Source organism: Sphingomonas sp. 179-A 2A2 NHS (assembly GCF_045371305.1).
Taxonomy (GTDB): domain Bacteria; phylum Pseudomonadota; class Alphaproteobacteria; order Sphingomonadales; family Sphingomonadaceae; genus Sphingomonas.
Window position 1 is genome coordinate 98267 of sequence record NZ_JBIQDE010000005.1, and the last position, 16422, is coordinate 114688.

Sequence of the window (16422 nt, forward strand, 5' to 3'; positions counted from 1 at the left end):
TCAACCGAGCGGCGCGGCAGACAGGAAGGTGGCGGAGACGGAGGGATTCGAACCCTCGGTACAGTTTCCCGTACGACGCTTTAGCAAAGCGTTGGTTTCAGCCACTCACCCACGTCTCCAGGCCTGGCGGAAGCGGGGACGTAGCGGGGAGTGCGGCGTTAATCAAGGTCCGCGTTGGGGTTCGCGACATCGGCCCCGTCGGGCGCCGACACGAGCGCCACGCCCGACGTTGCCACACAAAAAAATACCGAGTTCACCCGCTGGACCGCCGCACCCAGCCAGCGCTAAGCGCCCACGCCCTCAGCCCTGCGGCGCAGCCTTGTCGTTCTTCGCGATGATCGGCCCGTTCGATCGGCAGGCGGCACTGATCACGGGAAATGCGAGGTCCGTGTTGCGCGCCAGCGCCTGCGGAAGGGCGGCGCGGCACTGGTGCACGGTGGCATAGCGCACCGGCTCGATCCGGGCCTCGGCGCAGCCCGTGGCGTCGTCGCCGCAGCCCATGATCGCCAGCACGAAGAAGATCGGTTGCATCATCGCCTCCACTCCGCCCTTAAACCCGCAAGGCCTTCAAACTGTTCCGTTTGCTCTTGCCGGTGTGCTATTCGCGTGACACAGTCGGCACCATAATGATGGGGGATGGAAGAGCATGCGCCTCGCGACGAAACTGCTGCTGGCCGCGACCGGCATGGCATTGACGGCGGCGGCCGTTGCGGCGGCGCCCGGGGGAGCCCGGCCTGACGCGGCGGTGCCGCTGATCGAGCGGTCGAAGCTGTTCGGCAATCCGGAAAAGACCGGGGGCCAGCTGTCGCCCGACGGCCGTTGGATCAGCTTCATCGCCCCGCGCGACGGCGTGCTCAACGTCTGGGTCGCCCCGGCCGACAATCCCTCGGCCGCAAGGCCGCTGACGGCGGAAAAGGCGCGCCCGATCCGCCAGACCTTCTGGGCGCCGGATTCGAGCCAGGTGCTGTTCGTCAACGACAAGGGCGGTGACGAGAACTTCCGCCTCTATGGTGTTCCGGTCACCGGCGGCGACGCGCGCGATTACACGCCGTTCGACAAGGTGCGCGTGATGCCGATCGGCGCCAGCACCGTGATCAAGGACCGGATCCTGATCGGCCTCAACAATCGCGATCCGCGTTGGCACGATGTCCACAGCCTCGATCTCAAGACCGGCAAGCTGACGCTGGTGATGCAGAACGATGGCTATGGCGGCTTTGTCGCCGATGATGCGCTGAACGTGCGTCTCGCCTCACGCCCACGCGCCGATGGCGGTGACGATTGGTTCCGCGTGACGGACGGCAAGGTGGAGCCGACACCGATCGTCTCCTACGGCCTGGATGACAGCGCGACGACCGGCGCGCTCGGCTTCACCACCGATGGCAAGACGCTCTACTGGGCAGATTCGCGCGATCGCGACACCGGTGCGCTCATGGCACAGGATTCCAGCGGCAAGATGACGCTGATCGCGCAGGATCCGCGCGTCGATATCAGCAACGGCCTGTTCAATCCCAAGACCGGCGTGATCGAGGCATACCGCCAGGATTATCTGCGCAGCGAATATGTGCCCGTCGGCGATGCAGTGAAGGCGGATCTCGCCTTCCTCAAGGCGCAGAACAAAGGCGAATTCACCGTCACCAGCCGTACCGAGGCGGACGACAAATGGCTCGTCGCCTTCGATCCGGTGTCCGCCCCCGCCTCCACCTGGGTCTATGACCGCAAGGCGAAGGCGCTGAAGCAGCTTTACGTCTCGCGCCCCGCGCTCGTCGGCGCGCCGCTGGTCCCGATGATCCCGACGGTGATCAAGTCGCGCGACGGGCTCGATCTCGTGTCGTATCTGACGCTGCCCAAGGGCGTCGACGCGAACGGCGATGGCAAGGCGGACAAGCCCGTGCCGATGGTGCTGTTCGTCCACGGCGGGCCGTGGGACCGCGACGGCTATGGCTATAACAGCTACCACCAGTGGCTCGCGAACCGCGGCTATGCGGTGCTCTCGGTCAACTTCCGCGCCTCCACCGGCTTCGGCAAGAGGTTCCTTGCCGCCGGGAACATGGAATGGGGCAAGAAGATGCACGACGACCTGCTCGACGCGGTCGACTGGGCCGTGCGCGAGGGTGTGACGACGAAGGACAAGGTCGCGATCATGGGCGGCTCCTACGGCGGCTATGCGACGCTCGCCGGCCTCGCCTTCACGCCCGACACTTTCGCGTGCGGCGTCGACATCGTCGGCCCGTCGAACCTCAACACCCTGCTCGCCTCGATCCCGGCCTATTGGGAGGCGGGCAAGCAGCAGATGTACCGCCGCATGGGTGACCCGACGACGCCGGAAGGCCAGGCGATCCTCAAGGAACGCTCGCCGCTGTTCGCCGCGGACAGGATCAGGAAGCCGCTGCTGATCGGCCAGGGCGCCAATGATCCGCGCGTCAACGTGCGCGAAAGCGACCAGATCGTCGACGCGATGAAGGCAAAGAACATCCCCGTCACCTATGTCGTCTTCCCGGACGAGGGCCATGGCTTTGCCCGGCCGGTGAACAACATCGCGTTCAACGCGGTGACGGAGAACTTCCTCGCCCCCTGCCTTGGCGGCCGCGCGGAGCCGATCGGCAACGCGCTGGAGGGCTCCACCGCGGAGATCCGCCACGGCGCCGAGTTCGTGACGGGCCTCGCGCCGAAGAAGTGACTGCCACCGCCCTTCGTTTCGGGCAGCGTCGGGAGACCAGCGCCAAACGCTGAGCCCGGTCTCTCGACTGCCCCGAAACGAACGGGAGGAAAGTAGCGGCAGGAGCCCCCTACTCGGCGTCCGCCAGCGCCTGCCGGATCGTCTCGATCGGCAGGCCAAGGACGTCGGCGAGGCTCTGCGGGGAGGCGCCGCGCGAGGCCAGCATGCGGATGCGCGCCTCGTCCGCCACCATGCGATAGCCGCTGGTGTCGCGCTGCTCGCGCACCACGTCCTTGCGGCCCGATCCGCGGTGGCGCTGCGCGGCGGCGGCATGCGGATCGCGCGCCGCGAGCGCGACGTTCGCTTCCCTCTTCGCGAGCCGCTCCGCCTCGCGCTGCGCCGCCTGTGCCGCGCGCGCCGATGCGCGGGCATTGAGCCGCGCCGTCAGCGGCTCGCGGGCGAGCGGCTCAATCGGCTTGCGAGCTTCACCGGGGGAACGCGCGGGGGGCAGCCCCCAACTCTTGTCGACCATGCGCGCGCCCCTCTCCCAACCGGCGGGGCCCGCGCAACCCCCTTCCACGATTCCCAAACCATTGCACGAAAGCCCTGCCGCGCCGACATAGCGCGGCAATGCCCCCCACCGATCCGACCACCCGCAGCGCAGATCGCCCTCTCGGCCCGACGCTGCGCCGCTTCCTTCCCTATCTCTGGCCGTCCGACGCGCCCGGCATGAAGCTGCGCGTCGCGGGCGCGATGGCGCTCGTCGTCGCCTCGAAGCTGGTGCAGGTCTATGGCGCGCCGTTCGCGCTGCAGGGCGCGGTTGATGGCATGGCCGGCGTGCCGCGCTCGCCGGCGATGCTCGTCATCCTGCTGGTGGTTGGCTATGCCGCGGCCCGGTTCGGCACCACCCTGTTCGACAACCTTCGCAACACGGTGTTCGAAAGCGTCGGGCAGGAAGCGACCCGGCGCCTCGCCGCGCAGGTGTTCCGCCACCTTCACGATCTGTCTCTGCGCTTCCACCTCGAACGCCGCACCGGCGCGGTCACCAAGGTGGTGGAGCGCGGCACCAAGAGCATCGATACGATGCTCTATTTCCTCCTGTTCAACATCGCGCCGACGGTGCTCGAGCTTACCCTGGTGCTGGGCATCTTCTGGGTGAAGTTCGGCTGGCCGCTCGTCGCCGCGACATTGGTGATGGTGGTCGTCTACATCTGGTTCACCCGTAAGGTGACCGACTGGCGGGCTGCCCTGCGCGAGCAAATGAACAACCTCGATACCGGCGCGGTCGCCCATGCGGTGGATTCGCTGCTGAACTTCGAGACGGTGAAATATTTCGGCGCCGAAGATCGCGAGGCCAAGCGTTACGATGCCGCCATGGGCGCCTATGCCAAGGCGGCGGTGCGCTCGGAAAACAGCCTCGCCTGGCTCAACATCGGCCAGGCCGCGATCACCAACCTGATGCTGGGCGCCGGGATGGCGTTCGTCGTCTGGGGCTGGGCGCAGGGCCGCTTCTCGGCCGGTGACGTGGTGCTCGTCTCGACGCTCCTGTCGCAGCTGTTCCGCCCGCTTGACCTTCTCGGCATGGTCTATCGCACGATCCGCCAGGGCGTGATCGACATGGGCGCGATGTTCGACCTGGTGGACACGCCGTCGGAGGTGGTCGACGCACCGGGCGCCAAGCCGCTCAACGTCTCCCGCGGGCATCTGAAGTTCGAGAACGTGCGCTTCGGCTATGATCCCGGTCGCGATATCCTGAAGGGCATCACGCTCGACATCCCGGCCGGCGCCACCGTCGCGGTCGTCGGCCCGTCCGGCGCTGGCAAGTCCACGCTCGCCCGGCTGCTGTACCGCTTCTACGATCTCACCGGTGGCCGCATCACCATCGATAGCCAGGATATCGCCGAGGTCACCCAGGCCAGCCTGCGCCGCGCGATCGGCATCGTCCCGCAGGATACGGTGCTGTTCAACGACACGATCGGGTACAACATCGCCTACGGCCGCGAAGGTGCCGACGATGCCGAGATCCGCTCCGCCGCGCGCGGGGCGGCGATCGCGGGCTTCATCGAAAGCCAGCCAGACGGCTATGCCACCCGCGTCGGCGAGCGCGGGCTGAAGCTGTCGGGCGGCGAGAAGCAGCGCGTCGCGATCGCGCGCACCCTGCTCAAGAACCCGCCGATCCTGATCCTCGACGAAGCCACCTCCGCGCTCGACAGCCGGACAGAGGCGGACATCATGGCGACGCTCCACGCGATCGAGCGCGGCCGGACGACGATCGTCATCGCCCACCGCCTGTCCACCATCGTCCACGCCGACAAGATCGTCGTGCTGGAGGCCGGCCGCGTCGTCGAACAGGGCACCCATGCCGAGCTGCTGCGCGCCGGCGGCACCTATGCCGAGCTATGGGCGCGCCAGGCGAACGAGCGCCGCGAGGAAGAGGAAACGGACGCCGAAATCGCGGAGTGATCCGCCGCCGCCCGCGCGCGCTTCACGCCAGCAGGTCGCGATACTCCGGATGCTTGCGGATGAACGCCGCGACGAACTGGCATTGCGCGATCACCTTCAGCCCCTGGTCGCGCGCACTGTCCAGCGCGGCGCGGATCAGGCGCGAGGCAACGCCCCGCCCCTCGATCTCGCGCGGGACGACGGTGTGGGTGAAGACGATCCGCTCGCCCTCGCGCTGATAGGCGGCGATCGCGCGATGGCCGTCCACGTCGAGCTCGAATTCCTGTTCGGCCCGGTTGTCGCGTACCTTGTTCATCGCCGGAACCTAGGGGCTCGCGCGGCGGGATGAAAGCACCGGTCGCGCGGGTGACACGCCGGCACCGGGCGCCTAGAGCCACCCGCAATGGCCGCCGATCCCGTTTCCGTCCTCCACAAGCTGTTCGGTTTCCCCGATTTCCGCGGCGTCCAGCGTCACGTCGTCGATCGTGTGCTCGCCGGCCAGTCGACGCTGGCGGTGATGCCGACAGGCGCCGGCAAGTCGCTGACCTATCAGCTGCCCGCGACCATGCTCGATGGCACCTGCATCGTCGTCTCGCCGCTCATTGCGCTGATGCACGATCAGCTGCGCGCGGCCGAGGCGGTCGGCATCCGCGCCGCCACGCTCACCAGCGTCGACGAAAACAAGGCGGAGACGCGCGGCCGCTTCCTCGATGGCGCGCTGGACCTGTTGTATGTCGCGCCCGAACGCGCCTCCACCGCCGACTTCCGCGACCTGCTCGACCGCGGCCGCGTCGCGCTGTTCGCGATCGACGAGGCGCATTGCGTCAGCGAATGGGGGCATGATTTCCGTCCCGATTACCGCCTGCTGCGCCCGTTGCTCGATCGCTTCCCGGCCGTGCCGCGGCTCGCGCTCACCGCCACCGCCGACGAGCATACCCGCGCCGACATCCTCGATCAGCTCGGCATCCCGCACGACGGCATGATCGTCGCCGGTTTCGACCGGCCCAACATCCGTTATTCGATCACCCCGCGCGACAATACGACGCGCCAGATCGCCGATATCGTGCGCGACACGCCGGGTGCCGGCATCGTCTACGTTCCCTCGCGCGCCGGGACCGAGAAGCTCGCCGAGGCGCTGCGCACCGCCACCGGCCGGCCCGTGCGCGCCTATCACGCCGGGCTCGATCCCGAGGTGCGCCGGAAGAACCAGGCCGATTTCGTCGCCAGCGAGGATATGGTGATCTGCGCCACGGTCGCGTTCGGCATGGGGATCGACAAGCCCGACGTCCGCTTCGTCGCGCATGCCGGCCTGCCCAAGTCGATCGAGGCCTATTACCAGGAAACCGGACGCGCCGGGCGCGACGGCGATCCGGCGATCGCGCATCTCTTCTGGGGTGCCGACGATTTCGCCCGCGCCCGCCAGCGCATCGGCGAAGTGGAGCCGCACCGCCAGCCCGGCGAGCGCCAGCGCCTCAATGCACTGGGCGCGCTGGTCGAGACCGCCGGCTGCCGCCGCCGCATCCTGCTCGCCCATTTCGGCGAAGAGCCCCCGGAAACATGCGGCAATTGCGACAATTGCCTGTCACCCCCGGCGGCGATCGACGCGACCGAGACGGCGCGCAAGTATCTCTCCGCCGTCTTCCGCACCGGGCAAAGCTTCGGCTCCACCTATATCGAGGAGGTGCTGACCGGTAAGTCGTCCGAGCGCAGCCTGATGAACGGGCATGAGGCGCTGTCGGTGTGGAACATCGTCGATGGCGAGGAGCGCATGCTGCTGAAGCCGGTCGGCCGCGCCCTGCTGCTGCGTGACGCGTTGCGCACCAATCCCCACGGCGGCCTCGAATTCGGCCCCGCCGCGCGGGGGCTGATCAAGGGCGAGGATAATCTGAAGCTCGTCATTCCGCCCAAGCGCGAACGGCGCCGCCGCGGCGATCACGCGCCCAATCCGGTCAACGATCCGCTGTTCGACGCGCTGCGCACCCGCCGCCGCGAACTGGCGCAGGAGGCCGGCGTGCCGCCCTATGTGATCTTCCACGATTCGGTGCTGCGCGACATGGCCCGGATGCGCCCCGCCTCGCGCGCCTCGCTCGGCATGCTCACCGGCGTCGGCCAGCGCAAGCTCGACGCTTATGGAGACGCGTTCCTGCGCGTGATCCGGGAGAACTGAGCGCCCAAAAAGAACCGCGCCAACACCGACGAACCGGTTCTCCCCCGCGCCAACCTGCGCTATCTGCGCATCATGCTCGACATCCGCCGCATCGATGACCGTATCTCGGTCGCTCCGCAGATCGACCCAGAGGATATCGCCGCGATCAAGGCGGCCGGCTTCGTCGCGATCGTCAACAACCGCCCAGATGGCGAGGAAGGCGGTCAGCCGAGCGGTGACGCGATCCGCGCCGCGGCTGAGGATCACGGCCTGGCTTATACCGCGATCCCCGTCACCCACGCCGGCTTCTCGATGCCGCAAGTGACGGCGATGATCGACGCGCTTTCGAACGCCAACGGGCCGGTGCTGGCCTATTGCCGCTCCGGCACCCGCTCGTGCAACCTGTGGGCGCTGTCGCAGGCCGGGCTTGGCGCGGATCAGGACGAACTCGTCACGCAGGCGCGGGCCGCCGGCTACGATCTCACTGGTCTTCGCCCGTTGATGGATGCGGTGAAGCCCGCCGACTGATCGTCGCCACATGAACTGGCTCGTCTTTGCCGGCTCGCTGGCCGCGGTGCTCCTGCTCGGCGGGATCGCCGCGCGGCTGAAGCTCGGCGGGAAGGATGCGGCGCTTGAAGGGCCGGAGGAAGCGATGCGCGCCGCCGAGGATGCGCTTCCCGGCTTCGTCGCCCGTTCGGTGGCCCTGGGTGCCGATCGCCGCGCCGCGCTGATCTTCGGCGAAAACATGCGCGTCGTCGTGCTGAAGGCGCATGGCGCGCGCACCGCCGCGCGGGAGATCGCCTGGCGAGACGTGCGGGCAACCGCCGATGGCATGCTGGTCGCGACGCAGGATCGTTTCGGGACAGTGCTCGTCGCCGGGGTGGACAACCTCGACGTCCGCCGGCTGGCGCCGCAACTGACACGGGTGTAAGCTCCTCTCAACAAGAGAGAGGATGCGTGACGGTGGCAGCGCTGCCCGATCCGGTGAGCCTGGCGGTGCCCGGCTTCGTGATGCTCGTGCTGGCGGAAATGATCGTCGCGCGGGTGAAGGATCGCACGCGCTACGAACCGCGCGATACGCTGACCTCGCTTGGCCTCGGGCTCGGCAGCACGGTGGCCGGGGTGCTGTCCGCCGGCGGGCTCCTTGCGCTCGCCAACTGGCTACACCAGTTCCGCCTCTTCGATATTGGCTATGCCTGGTATTGGTTCGTCGTCGCCTTCGTCATCGACGATCTGGCCTATTACGCCTTCCACCGCTCCGCGCATCGCGTCCGCTGGTTCTGGGCAAGCCATGTCATCCACCACAGCTCGCAGCATTATAACCTCTCCACCGCGCTGCGACAGACGTGGACCGGCTTCTTCAGCCTCGCCTTCCTCTTCCGCCTGCCCTTGTTCCTGATCGGCTTTCCGCCCGCGATGGTGTTCTTCGTCGCCGGCCTGAACCTCATCTACCAGTTCTGGATTCACACCGAGGTAATCGGGCGGATGCCGCGCTGGTTCGAGGCGGTGATGAACACGCCCTCGCACCACCGCGTCCACCACGCCACCAACCCGCGCTACCTCGATCGCAACTATGCCGGGGTGTTCATCATCTGGGATCGCCTGTTCCGCACCTTCGAGCCCGAACGTGACGACGATCGCCCGCGCTACGGCATCGTCCACCAGCTCGGCAGCTTCAACCTTCTCTGGGCCGCCTTTCACGAATGGATCGCCATCGCGCGCGATCTGCGCGCCGCGCCGTGGGGCGCCAAGCTCGGCTACCTCTGGCGCCCGCCCGGCTGGAGCCACGACGGCTCGCGCGACACCAGCGAGACGCTGAAGGCGAGGTGGATGGAGCGTCAGATAGCTGCAGCGCCACCGGGCTCGACCTCGGCGGAAAGCTGATCCCACCGCGTCCTAATTGCCTTCCCGCCCCGTCGCGGTCCGATCGCGCTCATAACGAGCGTCGAGACCGAAAGGCGGCATCCAGCCTTCACGCCGGATCGTCCTGCATTCGTAGGTCGGCACGAACTGGTCGGTCTCGTCCAGCGCACCCAGATTGACCTCAATCTCGTCGCCGTAGCGCGAGAATATCGAGGAGCCGCATTGCGGGCAGAAGTGCCGACCGCCCATGGCACGCGTTTCGCCCGTCACGATCACCGCACCCTCGGGATAGATCGCCGCCGCGAAGAACAGGGCGCCGCTGTGCTTGCGGCAGTCGAGGCAATGGCACAGGCCGACCCGATAGGGGGCACCCGCCGCCGCCAGGCGAACCGCCCCGCACAGGCACCCGCCCCTCACCTCGCCCGTTTTCATGCCCGCCATACATCCTCCCGCGCAGTCGTATGCCTGCCCGCCTCCGCCGCTGGCCTGTCCGTCCTGTTCCGCGCGAAAGCACAGCGCAGCGCTGCCGCCTCGATGCTTGACCGAACCACACGCGACTTCCAGCGCCAACGTCTGCTCCAACTCACACACCGCAACGAAGGAGCGCAGCAGCATCCAGATTCCCGCTTGACGGGAACTCTACCTAGGTAGAGTTATAGTGAATGTCTCGAACGCGTGCGCTCTCTCCTCATGCCCGGAACGTCCTCGCCGTCCTCCTAGATCGCGGCGGCCAATGGTCGCACGGCTATGATCTCGCACGCCAGGCCGGCGTGAAGTCCGGCACGCTGTATCCGCTGCTCATTCGCCTCGAATCGCAAGGATATCTCGAGGCGGAGTGGCAGCAACCGGCGGAAGGGGGGCGCCCGCCGCGCCACGTCTACCGCCTGACCGCGAGCGGCGTGCAGATCGCCCGCGCCAATCCCCCCGGCGGCACGGCAAGCCGGGCGCCGCAGCAGCGGGAGGCGACGGTATGAGCTTGAGTATTCGCCGCCGCCTCACCGATCTCGCTTGCCGCGCCCTGCAAGCCACCCTGCCGCCTTCGTTGCAGCCCTGGGGATGGGCCGTCCGTCACGAGGCGGCCAGCATCCCGGACGATACCAGGGCGCTCCTGTTCACGCTCGACAGCCTGTGCGGGCTCATGCCGCGGGCCATCGCCGCGCATGTTGTTCACCCCTTCGGCGCGCTCATCGGCGACGCTGCGTTCAGCAAAGGATCGAACAGCATGACCATGTACGAGATGATCCGTCGCCCCCGCACGGTCGGCATTGCGTGCGCGATCGGCGCCGTCCTGCTCGGCCTTGCCTATATGGCCATCGCCGCTGCGCCGGCGCGGTACCTCGGCATCAACGGCGGGGCGCTGGTGATCGGCCTGACGATGCTGCTGCTGTTCGGGCGCGCCGTGGCGGCGGGGCGGGCAGCGACCGGGGCCGTGATCGCGGCGATGGCGGCGGCGCTACTGGCGACGGCGCTGATCGGCGCCCGGGTCGATGGCGCGTCCCGCTGGGTCAGCGTGGGCGGTCTGGCGATCCAGCCCACCTCGATCCTGGTGCCGCTGATGCTCGTCGCCTTCTCGCGGGCCCGCACGACGCTGGCGACGATCGGCATCGTCGCTGCCGCTGCGGCCATCGCCCTCCAGCCCGACCGTGCCATGGCCGGCATCCTTGCGCTCAGCCTCGCCGCGCTTGCGATCACCAGCCGTGATCGCCACGTCCTCGTCGCGCTGGCGGCGAGCGTCGCCGGCTTCGTGGCAACGCTGGCGCAGGCCGATACGCTGATGGCCGTCCCCTATGTCGATCAGATCCTCTATTCGTCGTTCGACGTTCACCCCGCCGCCGGCATCGCCGTGTGGGGCGGGCTGGCGCTTCTCCTGATCCCGGCGATCATCGGCTGGCGCCAAGATCCCGCCAAACGGCCGACCTATGCGGTGTTCGGCGCCGTCTGGTTCGCGACGATCGTGGCGTCCGCGTTCGGCAACTATCCGACGCCCCTCGTCGGCTACGGCGGCAGCGCCGTCATCGGCTATGCGCTGAGCCTCCTTGCACTACCGACAGCCGCCGGCGCGCCCGTCGCGGGATCGCGGGCAGGTAGCGACCTGGGCACGCCACTGCCCGAAGCGCACCTGCGCGTCGGCCTCGCCTGACGGCGCGCTGGCGGCGCCCATCACGTCACCAGCCGCTGCAACGCCGCCAATGTGTCCGCCTCCGCCGCCGGCTTGTCCGTCCTGATCCGCGCGATGCGGGGAAAGCGCATCGCGACGCCCGACTTGTGCCGCTTGGAGGCGTGGATCGAATCGAACGCCACCTCCAGCACCAGCGTCTTCTCCACTTCGCGCACCGGGCCGAAGCGATTGACCGTGTTGTTGCGCACGAACTTGTCGAGCTGCTTCAGCTCCTCGTCGGTGATCCCGGAATAGGCCTTGCCCACCGGCAGCAGCTCGCCGCCTTCCGTCCAGCACCCGAAGGTATAATCGCTGTAGAAGGACGATCGCCGCCCGTTGCCGCGCTGGGCGTACATCATGACGCAGTCGGCGGTCAGCGGGTCGCGCTTCCATTTGTACCACAGGCCAACGCGTCGCCCGGTGACGTACGGCGAATCGCGCCGCTTCAGCATCACGCCCTCGATCGCCGCGTCGCGCGCGCCGGCCCGGATGCCTTCCAGCTCGGTGAAATCCGCGGCTTCGATCAGCGCGGAAATGTCGAACCGCTCGGGATCGAGCCGCGGGACGAACGCTTCCAGCCGCGCGCGCCGTTCATGCCACGGCAGCTCGCGCAGGTCCTCCGCACCATCGAACAAGATGTCGTAGAGCCTGACGAACGCCGGCGCCTCCGCCAGCATCTTGGCCGAGACCACCTTGCGCCCCAGCCGCTGCTGCAGCGCGTTGAAGCTCGCCGCGCCGCCGCCCTCCTCGAGCGCGCCGCCCTGCGCCTCGCCCTTCACCAGCAATTCACCGTCCACCACCCCCGGCTCGGCAAAGGCGGCGGCGACATCGGGGAAGGCGCGCGTCACATCGTCGCCCGTGCGGCTATAGAGCCGCGTCTCCCCCGCGACGTGGACGATCTGGACGCGGATCCCGTCCCATTTCCATTCCGCGGCATAGTCCCGAAGGTCGACGCGCAGATCCTCCAGCGGGTGCGCCAGCATGAACGGGCGGAACACCGGCACGTCCGCGGCGGTCGGCTGCTCACCCCGCCCCTCGGCCCAGGCGAACAGCGACAAATACGGCGGGTCGATCCCGTGCCACACCTCCTCCACCGCCTCGACATCCACGCCGAACGCATCCGCCAGCGCCTGTTTCGCGAGCCGCGCGGAAACCCCGACGCGCAGCGATCCGGTCGCCATCTTGAGCAGGGCGAAGCGCTCGTCCGCGTCGAGCGCATCCAGCATCCGCGCCAGCGCCGCCGGCGCCTCGCTGCGCGACAGGCTGGTCAGCTGATCCACCACCTGCGAGACGGTGAGCGGCCCTTCTTCGGGCGGCGTCTCCGGCGCCGGCCACAACAGTGCCACCGTCTCCGCCGAATCGCCCACGAAGTCGCGGCTCATGCGATACAGCACCGGATCGACGCGTTCCTCGATCAGCCCGCGGATCACCGCCGGTTTCACCCCCGGAATGTCGAGATCCCCGGTCAGCGCCGCCATCGCCCAGCCACGGTCGGGGTCCGGCGTCGTGCGCAGGTAATCGCCGATCAGCTTGAGCTTCGCGTTGCGCGAACGGGTGTAGATGAGCGAGTCGAGTAACTGCGCAAAGGCGTGCATGGCAGGTGCAACGCTTGGCGCGGGCGATGCGCTCCGGCTACCTCATCGCATCATGTCGCGCGCACCACGCCTGCTCTTCTGGACGCTCCTGCTCGCTCTGCTCGCCGGCGTGGTGCTGCTCGCCGCCGCCTGGACGAGCGCGCACGGCGATCCGGTGGTGCGACGCGCGACGCTGCGCCTGCCGGACTGGCCGGCCGGCGCCCGACCGGTCACGATCGCACTGGCGAGCGACATCCACCTCGGCGGCGGCGCGATGGACGCGGCGCGCCTCACCCGCACGGTCGATGCGATCGCGGCGACAAAGCCGGATCTCGTGCTCCTCGCCGGCGACTTCATCGACGGCCACGATCCCGCCACCGCGCGCGCCAATGCCCCGGCGCTCGCCGCCGCCTTCCGCCGCCTGCGCCCGCCGCTCGGCACCATCGCGGTGCTCGGCAATCACGATAACGACAGCGATCCCGCCGCGGTGGCGCAGGCTCTGCGTGCCGCCGGCGCCACGTTGCTCGAAAACGACGCCGTCACCCGCGGCCCGCTGGCGATCGGCGGCGTGGGCGACGCCTATAGCGGGCGGGACGATCTGCCCCGCACGCTGGACGCCGTCCGCCGCCTGCCCGGCGCCCGCCTCCTCGTCACCCACTCGCCGGACGTCGCGCCGTCGCTCCCGCCGGACGCGCGCCTGCTCTTCGCCGGCCACACCCATTGCGGCCAGATCGTCTTCCCGCTCATCGGCGCGCTGTGGATCCCGTCGCGGTACGGCGCGCGCTACCGCTGCGGCATCATCCGCGAAGGGGAGCGCACCGTGATCGTCGGCGCTGGCCTCGGCACCAGCATGCTCCCGCTACGCCTGGGCGCCCCGCCCGACATCTGGCTCGTCCGCCTTACCGGCCGCTAGCGCGCGCCAATCCGCGATAGCACCATCTCAGCGCGCCGCGCGGACCAGCCGGAACGGCACGTCCGTCGCCTTGCCGCCGTCCTCGATCCGCACCCACATGGTGAGCGCATCCGGCGCGGTACGGTCGAGCGTCATGCCGTCGAAATACCAGCGGCTGCCCTCCACCGCCACGAGCGGGAAGACCACGGGCTTGCCGGTCTTGTCCTCCCAGCCCTTCATGTCCGGGCCGAAATGCCGCACGCGATAGGCGATCGATCGGCCGACCGGCACGTAATCGACCAGTTCGGTGAAGGAGACGCCGCCCTTGCCATCGCTGGCGACAAAATGCCCGGTGATGCGGCCGCCCAGCGGCGCGGAATAGGTCTCGGACACCGGCCCGCCCATCGCCTCGCCGGTCCAGCTTCCCGCCAGCCAGCCAAGCTGGTCGATCGTCGCTGCGGGTGAACGTGCGCCCGGCGCAAGGCTTCGCGTCTCTTGCGCAGCGGAAGGCGCGGTCAGCGTAAACGTGACGGGCAACAGCGCGAACATCATGCGGCGCATCGGCGGCCTCCCTCGCAGGACGCCGCCGAGGCTACCGCATGGCAGAAGGTCAGTCGATCACGTCCTTCACCGCCTTGCCGGCCAACAATGCCATGATCAGCAGCACGACGAAGATCGCGATCGCGATGAAGAACAGCACCTTGGCGATGCCGACGAACGCGCCGCCGATACCGCCAAAGCCCAGCGCCCCCAGGATCAGTCCGAGGACGAGGAAGATGAGCGCCCATTTCAGCATGGCGCGTCAGCCCTTCCGGCTTGCTTCGAACAGGAACCAGGCGCGCTCCTCGGCCTGATCGGTCCATTCGTCGACGATGCCGCTGGTGGCATTGTCCTTCGCTTCCTCGGCGGCTTCCTTTACCGCGCGGAAGCTTTCGACCAGCTTCAGATTGTCCTCGCGCAGTTCCGCCAGCATCTCGGCGGCAGGCACGAAGTCGCGGTCATTGTCGGTGAGCGTCTGGCGACGCGAGATGTCGCCGATCGAGCGCAGCGTCACGTTGCCGGTCTTGCGCACGCGCTCGGCGATCGCATCGGTCACGCCAAGGATCTGCGCGGCCTGATCGTCCATCAGCAGGTGATAGTCGCGGAAATGCGGGCCCGAGACGTGCCAGTGGAAATTCTTGGTCTTGAGGTAGAGCGCGAAGCAATCCGCCAGCGCGGAATTCAGCGCGTCCGCCACGCTGCGCGTGTCGTTGCGCTGCAGATCGGTCGGGGTTTTCAGATCGGGTGCGATATCGGCCATGATCTCGGCTCCAGAATGCGGGTTCGTTGCGATAACGGACCGACTGCGGAATCGCTCCATCGGCGATTCCGATCACGCAGACGGCAAATCCAAATCAGCCCAGGCTCGGCGCACGCATGAATTCAGATGAGCCGAAGCGCGCTCAGCCCGAATACCACGCCGGCCAGTGTCAGCACCACTGCCGTGCCGATTCGGATCGCGCGCTGCGGCAGCTTCAGCCATTGCGTCTCGCCCATGATCGCGGCCGGCCCAGCCACCGCGAGCCCACCGATCGTCGCGCCCACCGCCGCCAGCCACGGCAGATCGCTGCCCGCCGCCAGCGCGACGACGACGAACTGCATGCGATCGCCGAAGATCATGATCGCCAGGCCAAGCACGCTGGTGCCGAACGCGCCCAGCCGCCACCCGCCCAGCCGATCCGGCGTGCGCGAACGAAACGTGGTGCTCAGCCCCGCCAGCACCAGCGCCAGCGCCAGCAGCAGCAGCCGCGCCTCCGGCGTCAGCATCGGCGCGATCAGCCGGCCGGCGATCACGCCAAGCACATAGTTGAACGCCAGCGCCAGCGCCGTCGCCGCGATGACGATTCCGGGCCGCCGAAACCGGTCGGAAAGGATCGCGGCCAGCCACGGCGTCTTGTCGCCCGCCTGACACAGGGCGCCGAGCACCAGCGCCGCCATCAATACGTCCATCAGTGGTTCACATCAGCGGCTCAGGCGGCGAAGCGGACCTGGCAGGCCGCGGCAAAGGCGGCGGAGGCTGCCGCATCCTGCCGCTCGCTGCCCACCGCCTCGCGCAGCATCCCCAGCCAGCCATGGATCAGCGGGCCGCGCTCGCCGCGCGCGAGGGCATGCTCCAGCATCTGCGCCACCGTCACCGCCGGCAACATCTGCGCGCGATCGGCGGTTCGGCGAATCATGTTGAGCTCGCCGGCGATCACGGCGGCCCCGGCGCGCCACTCGATCGCGCCGATCCGCCGCATCAGCTCGGCTCTGGTGTCCTGCCTCGAGTCCTGGATGCCGTCGTTCATCACCGCTCTCCCCTCACGAACGCAGCGTAGCGCGCCCATGTGTAAGTCGTGTTAACGGCCGTTTCACTTGACTTCGCGGGCCCGATCGCTCATTCGCCCAGCGTTGGAAGCGGCGCGCCCACGCTCGCCGCTCTTTTTGTTGTTTTCAAAGAACAGGATTCGCGGGTCATGGCAAAGCCGACCACCGTCAAGATCAAGCTCGTGAGCACGGCTGACACCGGCTTCTTCTACGTCACGAAGAAGAACCCGCGCACGAAGACCGAAAAGCTGAGCTTCAGCAAGTACGATCCCGTCGTGCGCAAGCATGTCGAGTTCAAGGAAGCCAAGATCAAGTAAGGCGCTGCGCTGCCGCCGCGGGGCCACG

Annotated in this window: 20 protein-coding genes and 1 tRNA gene; 10 read left to right on the forward strand and 11 right to left on the reverse strand. The window is 68.3% G+C overall.

Going from position 1 to position 16422, the window contains the following annotated elements; all coding sequences use genetic code 11:
* Positions 1-29: 29 nt before the first annotated feature.
* Positions 30-119: transfer RNA gene (locus ACH0AE_RS12395), tRNA-Ser, on the reverse strand.
* Positions 120-300: 181 nt separating this feature from the next.
* The gene (locus tag ACH0AE_RS12400; RefSeq protein WP_294444871.1) at positions 301-531 is read right to left on the reverse strand and encodes a hypothetical protein; all 231 of its coding nucleotides are present in this window, start codon (positions 529-531) and stop codon (positions 301-303) included.
* Positions 532-646: 115 nt separating this feature from the next.
* Between ACH0AE_RS12400 and ACH0AE_RS12405 the strand changes: the two genes are divergently transcribed.
* Complete coding sequence (locus ACH0AE_RS12405; RefSeq protein WP_294444858.1) at positions 647-2677, forward strand: S9 family peptidase; 2031 nt, start codon at positions 647-649, stop codon at positions 2675-2677.
* Between the two features lie 109 nt (positions 2678-2786).
* Here the strand turns inward: ACH0AE_RS12405 and ACH0AE_RS12410 are convergent, their stop codons facing one another.
* Positions 2787-3188, reverse strand: a complete 402-nt coding sequence (locus ACH0AE_RS12410) for a hypothetical protein (RefSeq protein WP_294444860.1) — start codon at positions 3186-3188, stop codon at positions 2787-2789.
* Between the two features lie 98 nt (positions 3189-3286).
* Here ACH0AE_RS12410 and ACH0AE_RS12415 point away from each other — a divergent pair, with 98 nt between their 5' ends.
* Positions 3287-5119 carry an ABC transporter ATP-binding protein/permease gene (locus ACH0AE_RS12415; protein WP_294444861.1) on the forward strand — a complete coding sequence of 611 codons (1833 nt, stop codon included), beginning with the start codon at positions 3287-3289 and terminating at the stop codon, positions 5117-5119.
* Positions 5120-5141: 22 nt separating this feature from the next.
* Here ACH0AE_RS12415 and ACH0AE_RS12420 read toward each other — a convergent pair whose 3' ends face one another.
* Positions 5142-5414, reverse strand: coding sequence for a GNAT family N-acetyltransferase (locus ACH0AE_RS12420; protein WP_294444862.1), 273 nt, complete (start codon positions 5412-5414; stop codon positions 5142-5144).
* Between the two features lie 87 nt (positions 5415-5501).
* On the opposite strand from ACH0AE_RS12420, the gene recQ reads away from it, so the two are divergent.
* The 4 genes from recQ to ACH0AE_RS12440 all read left to right on the forward strand — a co-directional run bounded on the left by recQ (position 5502) and on the right by ACH0AE_RS12440 (position 9128).
* Positions 5502-7265, forward strand: coding sequence for a DNA helicase RecQ (gene recQ, locus ACH0AE_RS12425; protein WP_294444863.1), 1764 nt, complete (start codon positions 5502-5504; stop codon positions 7263-7265).
* Between the two features lie 72 nt (positions 7266-7337).
* A complete protein-coding gene (locus ACH0AE_RS12430; RefSeq protein WP_294444864.1) occupies positions 7338-7772 on the forward strand; it encodes a TIGR01244 family sulfur transferase in 435 nt (144 codons plus the stop codon).
* Between the two features lie 10 nt (positions 7773-7782).
* Positions 7783-8175, forward strand: coding sequence for a hypothetical protein (locus tag ACH0AE_RS12435; RefSeq protein ID WP_294444865.1), 393 nt, complete (start codon positions 7783-7785; stop codon positions 8173-8175).
* Positions 8176-8255: 80 nt separating this feature from the next.
* On the forward strand, positions 8256-9128 hold the full coding sequence (locus ACH0AE_RS12440; RefSeq protein WP_294444872.1) for a sterol desaturase family protein: 873 nt from the start codon (positions 8256-8258) through the stop codon (positions 9126-9128).
* 12 nt (positions 9129-9140) lie between these two features.
* Here the strand turns inward: ACH0AE_RS12440 and ACH0AE_RS12445 are convergent, their stop codons facing one another.
* Positions 9141-9722, reverse strand: coding sequence for a GFA family protein (locus ACH0AE_RS12445; protein ID WP_294444867.1), 582 nt, complete (start codon positions 9720-9722; stop codon positions 9141-9143).
* A 47-nt stretch (positions 9723-9769) separates the two neighbouring features.
* Between ACH0AE_RS12445 and ACH0AE_RS12450 the strand changes: the two genes are divergently transcribed.
* Positions 9770-10081 (forward strand): PadR family transcriptional regulator, encoded by a 312-nt coding sequence (locus tag ACH0AE_RS12450; protein WP_294444868.1) that lies wholly within the window; start codon positions 9770-9772, stop codon positions 10079-10081.
* Positions 10078-11247 carry a hypothetical protein gene (locus tag ACH0AE_RS12455; protein WP_294444870.1) on the forward strand — a complete coding sequence of 390 codons (1170 nt, stop codon included), beginning with the start codon at positions 10078-10080 and terminating at the stop codon, positions 11245-11247. The genes ACH0AE_RS12450 and ACH0AE_RS12455 overlap by 4 nt, the downstream gene beginning before the upstream one ends.
* Positions 11248-11267: 20 nt before the next feature.
* Here the strand turns inward: ACH0AE_RS12455 and ACH0AE_RS12460 are convergent, their stop codons facing one another.
* On the reverse strand, positions 11268-12860 hold the full coding sequence (locus tag ACH0AE_RS12460; RefSeq protein WP_406875773.1) for a cisplatin damage response ATP-dependent DNA ligase: 1593 nt from the start codon (positions 12858-12860) through the stop codon (positions 11268-11270).
* On the opposite strand from ACH0AE_RS12460, the gene ACH0AE_RS12465 reads away from it, so the two are divergent.
* On the forward strand, positions 12859-13752 hold the full coding sequence (locus tag ACH0AE_RS12465; RefSeq protein ID WP_294444483.1) for a metallophosphoesterase: 894 nt from the start codon (positions 12859-12861) through the stop codon (positions 13750-13752). The genes ACH0AE_RS12460 and ACH0AE_RS12465 overlap by 2 nt on opposite strands.
* 27 nt (positions 13753-13779) lie before the next feature.
* On the opposite strand, the gene ACH0AE_RS12470 is transcribed toward ACH0AE_RS12465, so the two are convergent.
* The 5 genes from ACH0AE_RS12470 to ACH0AE_RS12490 all read right to left on the reverse strand — a co-directional run bounded on the left by ACH0AE_RS12470 (position 13780) and on the right by ACH0AE_RS12490 (position 16058).
* On the reverse strand, positions 13780-14292 hold the full coding sequence (locus ACH0AE_RS12470) for a DUF6265 family protein (RefSeq protein ID WP_294444484.1): 513 nt from the start codon (positions 14290-14292) through the stop codon (positions 13780-13782).
* A gap of 49 nt (positions 14293-14341) precedes the next feature.
* Positions 14342-14527, reverse strand: a complete 186-nt coding sequence (locus ACH0AE_RS12475; protein ID WP_294444485.1) for a DUF1328 domain-containing protein — start codon at positions 14525-14527, stop codon at positions 14342-14344.
* Positions 14528-14533: 6 nt separating this feature from the next.
* The gene (locus ACH0AE_RS12480) at positions 14534-15031 is read right to left on the reverse strand and encodes a Dps family protein (protein ID WP_294444486.1); all 498 of its coding nucleotides are present in this window, start codon (positions 15029-15031) and stop codon (positions 14534-14536) included.
* A gap of 122 nt (positions 15032-15153) precedes the next feature.
* Positions 15154-15720: a TMEM165/GDT1 family protein gene (locus ACH0AE_RS12485; protein ID WP_294444487.1), complete on the reverse strand. Its 567-nt coding sequence runs from the start codon at positions 15718-15720 to the stop codon at positions 15154-15156.
* A 20-nt stretch (positions 15721-15740) separates the two neighbouring features.
* Entirely contained in the window at positions 15741-16058 is a 318-nt protein-coding gene (locus tag ACH0AE_RS12490; RefSeq protein WP_294444488.1) for a hypothetical protein, read from the reverse strand.
* A 168-nt stretch (positions 16059-16226) separates the two neighbouring features.
* Here ACH0AE_RS12490 and rpmG point away from each other — a divergent pair, with 168 nt between their 5' ends.
* Entirely contained in the window at positions 16227-16394 is a 168-nt protein-coding gene (gene rpmG, locus ACH0AE_RS12495) for a 50S ribosomal protein L33 (protein ID WP_017977469.1), read from the forward strand.
* Positions 16395-16422: the final 28 nt, after the last annotated feature.